General features: G+C 59.2%; 8 protein-coding genes. 5 read left to right on the plus strand and 3 right to left on the minus strand.

What is annotated here, in order from left to right:
* Positions 1-149 precede the first annotated feature (149 nt).
* The 3 genes from dnaQ (at position 150) to AC1D2P_RS26405 (ending at position 3,929) form a co-directional block, all read left to right on the plus strand.
* Complete coding sequence (gene dnaQ, locus AC1D2P_RS26395; RefSeq protein WP_046032117.1) at positions 150-908, plus strand: DNA polymerase III subunit epsilon; 759 nt, start codon at positions 150-152, stop codon at positions 906-908.
* 136 nt (positions 909-1,044) lie between these two features.
* Positions 1,045-3,300: an Orn/Lys/Arg family decarboxylase gene (locus AC1D2P_RS26400; RefSeq protein WP_109786541.1), complete on the plus strand. Its 2,256-nt coding sequence runs from the start codon at positions 1,045-1,047 to the stop codon at positions 3,298-3,300.
* 14 nt (positions 3,301-3,314) lie between these two features.
* Positions 3,315-3,929 carry a GNAT family N-acetyltransferase gene (locus tag AC1D2P_RS26405; RefSeq protein ID WP_477758297.1) on the plus strand — a complete coding sequence of 205 codons (615 nt, stop codon included), beginning with the start codon at positions 3,315-3,317 and terminating at the stop codon, positions 3,927-3,929.
* On the opposite strand, the gene AC1D2P_RS26410 is transcribed toward AC1D2P_RS26405, so the two are convergent.
* Positions 3,895-4,788, minus strand: a complete 894-nt coding sequence (locus AC1D2P_RS26410) for a LysR family transcriptional regulator (RefSeq protein WP_046032120.1) — start codon at positions 4,786-4,788, stop codon at positions 3,895-3,897. The two genes, AC1D2P_RS26405 and AC1D2P_RS26410, sit on opposite strands and share 35 nt — an antisense overlap.
* Positions 4,789-4,876: 88 nt before the next feature.
* The gene (locus tag AC1D2P_RS26415; protein ID WP_046032121.1) at positions 4,877-5,137 is read right to left on the minus strand and encodes a hypothetical protein; all 261 of its coding nucleotides are present in this window, start codon (positions 5,135-5,137) and stop codon (positions 4,877-4,879) included.
* Between the two features lie 176 nt (positions 5,138-5,313).
* On the opposite strand from AC1D2P_RS26415, the gene AC1D2P_RS26420 reads away from it, so the two are divergent.
* A complete protein-coding gene (locus AC1D2P_RS26420) occupies positions 5,314-5,874 on the plus strand; it encodes an NADPH-dependent FMN reductase (protein WP_046032122.1) in 561 nt (186 codons plus the stop codon).
* 115 nt (positions 5,875-5,989) lie between these two features.
* On the opposite strand, the gene AC1D2P_RS26425 is transcribed toward AC1D2P_RS26420, so the two are convergent.
* Entirely contained in the window at positions 5,990-6,649 is a 660-nt protein-coding gene (locus AC1D2P_RS26425; protein ID WP_109786539.1) for a TetR/AcrR family transcriptional regulator, read from the minus strand.
* A gap of 55 nt (positions 6,650-6,704) precedes the next feature.
* Here AC1D2P_RS26425 and AC1D2P_RS26430 point away from each other — a divergent pair, with 55 nt between their 5' ends.
* Complete coding sequence (locus AC1D2P_RS26430; RefSeq protein WP_477758298.1) at positions 6,705-7,808, plus strand: DUF2855 family protein; 1,104 nt, start codon at positions 6,705-6,707, stop codon at positions 7,806-7,808.
* The last annotated feature ends 70 nt before the right edge of the window (positions 7,809-7,878 follow it).

Genomic DNA, 7,878 nt, shown 5'->3' on the forward strand with positions numbered 1-7,878 from the left:
GCTTTACTGAAAGTCCGCAGCGTCTGCATCGCGGGCAAGCCCGGCTCCCACAGGGCATCGCAGCATCAAGCTGGCGGTGCGCGCCTGATCCCGCGAGCGTGTTAACATCGCCGCTTTTGCACGATTGACCCGTTGAGAGCTGAACACTGATGGCCACCAGATCCGTTGTACTCGATACCGAAACCACCGGCATGCCGGTGACCGACGGCCACCGGATTATCGAAATCGGTTGTGTCGAGTTGATCGGTCGGCGCCTGACGGGCCGRCATTTTCACGTTTATCTGCAACCCGATCGCGAGAGTGACGAAGGCGCCATCGGCGTCCACGGCATCACCAACGAATTTCTGGTGGGCAAGCCGCGTTTCACTGAAGTGGCCGATGAGTTCTTCGAATTCATCAAGGGCGCCCAGCTGATCATCCATAACGCGGCGTTCGACGTTGGCTTCATCAACAACGAATTCGCCCTGATGGGCCAGCACGATCGCGCGGACATCACGCAACACTGCTCGATCCTGGACACCCTGATGATGGCCCGGGAACGTCACCCCGGGCAGCGCAACAGCCTCGACGCCTTGTGCAAACGTTATGGCGTCGATAACTCTGGCCGTGAACTGCACGGCGCCTTGCTCGACTCCGAGATTCTCGCTGACGTCTACCTGACCATGACCGGCGGCCAGACCAGCCTGTCACTGGCCGGTAATGCGTCCGACGGTAATGGTTCCGGTGAAGGTGCGGACAATTCCGCCACCGAAATCCGTCGCTTGCCGGCCGACCGCACCCCCGCCCGAATCATCCGCGCCAGCGAAGATGACCTGGCCCAGCATGTGGCACGACTGGAAGCCATCGCTAAAGCCGCCGGCGCGCCGTCGCTGTGGCAGCAACTGGCGGATGCCAAGGCCCAGGCCTGAGTCCGTAGCAGCTGCCTCGCGGTGCTCGGCAGCTGCTACAGGTCGTGCATGTATCGACACTCGCCACATCCGCTTCAACCCTCTACCCTGAGGTTATTGGCAGACCATGGTCTGCCGCCTCAGGACACTGAGCCCCATGTATAAAGATTTGAAATTCCCGGTCCTGATCGTCCATCGCGACATCAAGGCTGACACCGTCGCCGGTGATCGCGTGCGGGGCATCGCCCGGGAGCTGGAGCAGGAAGGCTTCAGCATTGTTTCGGCGGTGGATTACACCGAAGGGCGGCTAGTTGCGTCGACCCATCACGGCCTCTCGTGCATGTTAATTGCCGCTGAAGACGCCAGCGCCCATTCCCATTTATTGCAGAACATGGCCGAACTGATTGGCCTGGCGCGAGTGCGTGCGCCGGATCTGCCGATCTTTGCCCTGGGTGAGCAGGTGACCCTGGAAAACGCCCCGGCTGATGCCATGGCCGAACTCAATCAGCTGCGCGGGATTCTTTACCTGTTCGAGGACACCGTGCCGTTCCTGGCCCGGCAAGTGGCGCGGGCTGCGCGCAAGTACCTGGACGGACTGTTGCCACCGTTTTTCAAGGCACTGGTGCAACACACCGCCGACTCCAATTATTCCTGGCACACACCGGGCCACGGCGGTGGCGTGGCGTATCACAAGAGCCCCGTCGGGCAAGCGTTTCACCAGTTTTTCGGGGAAAATACCCTGCGTTCGGATTTATCCGTGTCGGTTCCCGAATTGGGTTCCTTGCTCGATCACACAGGGCCGCTGGCCGAAGCAGAAGCACGAGCCGCGCGCAATTTCGGCGCCGATCACACCTTTTTCGTGATCAATGGCACCTCGACCGCCAACAAAATCGTCTGGCATTCGATGGTCGCGCGTGATGATCTGGTGCTGGTGGATCGCAACTGCCACAAGTCGGTATTGCATTCGATCATCATGACCGGCGCCATCCCGTTGTACCTGTGCCCTGAGCGCAATGAACTGGGAATCATCGGCCCGATTCCGTTGAGCGAGTTCAGCCGCGAGTCGATCCAGGCCAAGATCGACGCCAGCCCGCTGACCAAGGGGCGAGCGCCGAAGGTCAAATTGGCGGTGATCACCAACTCGACCTACGACGGCCTTTGCTACAACGCCGAATTGATCAAGCAAAACCTGGGCAACAGCGTCGAGGTGCTGCATTTCGACGAGGCTTGGTATGCCTACGCGGCGTTCCACGAGTTTTTCGCCGGGCGTTACGGCATGGGTACTTCACGCAGCGAAGACAGCCCGCTGGTGTTTACCACGCACTCCACGCACAAGTTGCTGGCAGCGTTCAGCCAGGCGTCGATGATTCATGTCCAGGACGGTGGCGCACGGCAACTGGATCGCGACCGGTTCAACGAAGCGTTCATGATGCACATCTCCACTTCGCCGCAGTACAGCATCATTGCATCGTTGGACGTGGCCTCGGCGATGATGGAAGGGCCGGCCGGGCGTTCGCTGTTGCAGGAAATGTTCGACGAAGCCCTGAGCTTTCGTCGCGCCCTGGCCAATCTACGCCAGCACATCGCGGCGGACGACTGGTGGTTTTCCATCTGGCAGCCGCCATCGGTGGAAGGCATTGATCGCGTGGTCACCGAGGATTGGCTGCTGCAACCCGACGCCGACTGGCATGGCTTTGGCGGTGTGACCGACGATTACGTGCTGCTCGACCCGATCAAAGTCACTCTGGTGATGCCAGGCTTGACGGCCGGTGGCGCACTGAGTGAACGCGGGATTCCGGCGGCCGTGGTCAGTAAATTCCTCTGGGAGCGTGGGCTGGTGGTCGAGAAGACCGGGCTGTATTCGTTCCTCGTGCTGTTCTCGATGGGCATCACCAAAGGCAAGTGGAGCACGTTGTTGACCGAGTTGCTGGAGTTCAAGCGCAGCTACGACGCCAACGTCAGCCTGGCAGCCTGCCTGCCGTGCGTGGCACAACAGAGCGGCGGGCGCTATCAAGGCATGGGTTTGCGCGACTTATGTGATCAATTGCACGCCTGTTATCGCAGCAATGCCACGGCCAAGCACCTCAAGCGCATGTACACCGTGCTGCCGGAAGTCGTCATGAAGCCCGCTCACGCCTATGATCATTTAGTGAGAGGCGAGGTGGAGGCGGTGTCCATCGATGCTCTGGACGGACGAATCGCTGCGGTCATGCTGGTGCCGTATCCGCCAGGTATTCCGCTCATCATGCCTGGCGAGCGGTTCACCGAGGCGACCCGGTCAATCATTGACTACCTTTCATTTGCGCGTACTTTTGACAGTAGCTTCCCAGGATTTATCGTCGATGTGCATGGCTTGCAACACGAAGACGAGGGCAATGGACGGCACTACACCGTCGATTGCATCAAGGAGTGAGGACCTTTCCCAGCATGCAACCTGTGATCAATCCCAAGTTCCCGGGCCTGTCGGTGCGTGTCGCCGATGACGGCTTTGCGGCCTATATCTGGGGCAGTGACTTCAGTTTTGAAGTCGCCGCCTATGGTGCTGCCGAAATTGGCAAACCGGTCGACCAGTGGTCGGTGACGCCGATCATCCCTTATCGAAAGTGCTACGGCATTGACCCGGAGGAGTTCAGCAGTTTCCGTGATGCCGCTGACAGCGCGATTTTCATGGCGTATCTCGACGACGAGCCGGTCGGCCATCTGGTGGTCAGCACCAACTGGAACGGTTTTGCGCATATCGACGAGTTAGCGGTGCATGCCCCGGCGCGGCACCATGGCGTGGCCAAAGCGCTGCTGGATGTGGCCCAGTTCTGGAGCCGCAAGAAAAAACTGCCCGGCATCATGCTCGAAACCCAGAACAACAACCTGGGCGCCTGTCGGCTCTATGAGCGGTGCGGGTATGTGATTGGCGGGATCGATCATTTGCGTTATCGCGGGATCGACCCAAACACCGCCGAAGTGGCACTGTTTTGGTATCGGTTGTTCGATAACTCGCTGGAAGACTCGCTCAGTTCGCCAGCATCGCCGCGGCTTGTTCCGTAATGATGTCCAGCAGTGTCTGAACAGCGGCGTTGGGTTCGCCGTTTTTCAGGGTCAGGGCGTAGAGGCTGATCGGCACTGCCGGGGCCAGCGGACACACATCCAGTCCGCTGGATTTGGCGCCGAGGGCGGTAAACGGGTCGACAATCGCCAGGCCTTCACCGGCCTCGACCATGCTGCGCATCATCTGATGCGTCTGGACCCGGATATGTACGACCGGGGCAGGGCGCAAGGCCTGCAGTTTGTTCTCCAGTGCCGGGCTTAGCGGGTCATGACCTTCCAGACCGACCATCGACTGACCTGCCAGATCCTGCAACGAAATGTATTTCTGCTTGGGTTGCAGCCAGCCGTGGGGCGCCAGAAGCTGGAGCTTGCCTTGGGCAATGACCTGGCAATGGATGTCGGCGTGATCGGGATCATGCAGGCTCAACCCCAGGTCGCTTTCGCGCAACAACAAGGTCTTGATGATCTCGCGGGTCGGCTGGCTCAGCAGGTTGCACGGCGCATCAGGCAAGCGTCGGCGCAGGGCAGCGATGCCTTGAGGCAACAATTGTTGGGCCAGGGGCGGGGTGCAAATAATGCGAAGGGGGGCTGCCTGGTAATGCTTGAGGCTGGAGGCCAGCCGCTGGACGGGCTCAAGCGCTTCGTAAACGTGGGCAATTTCGACCTGGAGTTCCCGCGCTTCGCGGGTCGCCTGCAAGCGTCCACGCACGCTGGAAAACAGCATGAAACCCAACTGACCCTCGGCCTCACGCAAAAGGCGTTCAACCTCGGCCACCGGCAACTGCAGCCATTCGGCGGCGGTGCCCAGGTGGCCAGTCTGCACAAGCGCGTGGATCACTTCGATATGGCGTAAACGCATGCGTGAAGTCCATGTTCAGCAGGTGAGAGGATCAGTGACTGAATCCTAACTCAAGTGCGCGCATATGACTTCTGCTCATAACACGCGGTTATGAGGCGACGTTGACTTCTGGCAGGCTGCCGACATACGTGTCGGGTTCACGGACGATGGTCACGTCCGCTTGCACCAGCAGGAATTGGTTTTCATCGAGCTTCTTGACACGATCGCCAATGGCCAGTTTGTAGGTGGTGACAGGCTCCGTGCCGCCAAGGCCGTCCGCCGACAGGGTGGATTCCTGGAACTCATGCACTGAATAAACACGGCCTTCCGCATCTCTTGCATGGAACTGACCGACAAGTACTGCTGCCATCTGTTTAGAACCTCTGGAGATAAATCACTCAATTTTCGGTTCTGTAGACCGTGGTTGGGTGAAGTAAGTTTTCCTACAGGAAAAAAATAGTCAGGGGCGATGAAATTCAGGGCCCGCTGGGTAATTCGTCATCTATAACTACAAGTTCTTTCCATCGCACAGTCGAGACATCTTCCATGAGCAACGTCTACAAGATCGCCGTTGTGGTCGGCAGCTTGAGAAAGGCATCGATCAATCGCAAGGTGGCGCTGGCCCTGGCCGATCTCGCACCGGCCAATCTCAGGCTTGAAATCGTTGAAATCGGCGACCTGCCGCTCTACAACGAAGACATCGATGGTGCTTCACCGCCGGCAGCCTACAGCACTTTCCGCCAACAGGTGCGTTCATCCGACGCAGTGCTGTTCGTCACCCCGGAATATAACCGTTCGGTACCGGCGCCTTTGAAGAATGCCATCGATGTGGGTTCGCGGCCCTATGGCCAGAGCGCCTGGAGCGGCAAACCGGGTGCGGTAATCAGTGCTTCGCCGGGTGCTGTCGGCGGATTCGGCGCGAACCACCACTTGCGCCAGTCCATGGTGTTTCTGGATGTGCCATGCATGCAGCAACCCGAAGCCTACCTTGGAGGCGCCGGCGCGGCGTTCGACGAGGCGGGCAAGCTGTCCGAGTCGGTCAGGCCGTTCCTGCAGAGTTTTATCAACGCTTATGCAAAATGGGTCGAGCAACACAAAAAAGAGTGACAACACCGTCCCCCTGTAGGAGTGAGCCTGCTCGCGATAGCGGTATGTCAGTTGGCATTGATTTGCCTGACACACTGCTATCGCGAGCAGGCTCGCTCCTACAGGGTATTGGGGGTTAGGGTGTGTGCAGCAATCGGCCACGGATCATCGACTCGATCTCCGCCAGCCACGCAGCCGTTTGCGCTGCCGCCGGTTGTGCGGTAACGCAATAACGGCGGCCACCCCAGGCGGTGATCAGCCAGGCATCGATGGTTGTTTCTGATGGCTGCTCAGGTAAATCGCTACACGCCGCAAACGCTTCGCGCCACTTCTGCGACAGCTCCTGGAACACCCGCCGGTGGTGTTTGGGTTCGGCGATCTGGTGTTCATGGGTCATCAGCTCATAGTCGAACAACGGCTGATCAGCATCGGTCGGGTCGCAGGTCATACGGATCAAACGATTGATTCGCGCTTGCCAGTCCAGATGCGTGGGCCGTACAACCTGGTCATCGATGTGCTGCAACAGATTCTCCAGGCAATGGCGGACATAACCGGACAGCAGCGCTTCCTTGCTCGGGAAATAATCGTACAACGTACCGATGGCAACGCCGGCTTCCAGCGCCACCGCGCGCGTGGTCAGCCCCGACCAGCCATCACGTCGCCAAATCCGAACAAACGCCTCGTAAATCGCATCCACGGTGAAGATCGCCCGAGACTGGCTCGGCCGTTTCAGCGGTTTGGCGCGGGGATTGAGGGTAGGCGCAGTGCCCTTGGTGTTTCCGAACCCGCTCTTCATCGGCTGCCACTACTCTGGTGCTACCCGCCACTCACTCGCAGCAGGAGTCTGAAAGATGCAAAGTCCGATCACGGTAACACGGCTGATCACCCGCAAAAACGCCCTCGACCAGAGTCGAATCGAGCAGGAGCAGCGCAGTCTGACTCCGTCCGAAGGGGAGGTGATTGTGAAAATCGACCGCTGTGCGCTGACCACCAACAACATCACTTATGCCGCGTATGGCGATTCGATGAATTACTGGGGTTTTTTCCCTACCGGGAACGCGGAAATGGGGCACATTCCGGCCTGGGGCTTCGCCGATGTGATCGCTTCGACGGTTGAAGGGGTTGCGGTGGGGGAGCGCTTCTACGGCTATTTTCCGATTGCCAGTCACCTGTGGATGCGCCCCGAGCGGGTCACCGAGCGAGGTTTCTATGATGGCGCCGAACACCGGCAGGCACTGACCTCGGCCTATAACCAGTACACCCGGTGCAGTTGGGATCCGTACTACAGCCATGACACCGAAAACCTGCAGATCTTGCTCAAACCGCTGTTTCTGACCTCATCAATGCTGGCGGATTTCCTGCAAGACAACCAATTCTTCGGTGCGACCCGGCTGGTGTTTTCCAGCGCTTCGAGCAAAACCGCCTATGGCACCGCTGTGTGTCTGGAAAACTACCCCGATATCGAGCGGGTTGCGCTGACCTCGGCCGGTAACACGTCCTTCGTCGAAGCGCTCGGCTGTTATGAGCGAACAGTGTCTTACGAGGAGCTGCCGAGCCCGGCCAATGACCGTCCTGTTCTGTACGTGGATTTTTCTGGCGACCTGGGTTTGCGTGATCGTGTGCATCAGCAATTCGCCGGACAACTGGTTTACAGCTGCTTCGCCGGTTCGGCACAAAGCACGGATGAAGCACAACTGAGCGCCATCGAGGGCCCGCAACCGGTGTTCTTTTTTGCGCCGATCCAGTTGCGCAAGCGCAATGCCGAGTGGGGGCCAGAGCGAGTCAGCCAACATATCGGCGATGGCTTGCAGCGGTTTTATGGGCAAGTGACCGCATCCGCCAACCCGCTGCTTGAGGTGGTGCAAAGCGACGGTTATGAGGCGGCGCAGACGGTGATTACGCGGTTGTTCAACGGCCAGGTCGCGCCAGTGCAAGGGCATGTCATCCGTTTGTAACCTGTGTAGCAGCTGACGAGCAGCGCGAGGCTGCGTCCGGCTCGGTCCGCGCTCGGACGCAGCCTCGTGC

The organism is Pseudomonas sp. P1_F1_2 (assembly GCF_056405815.1).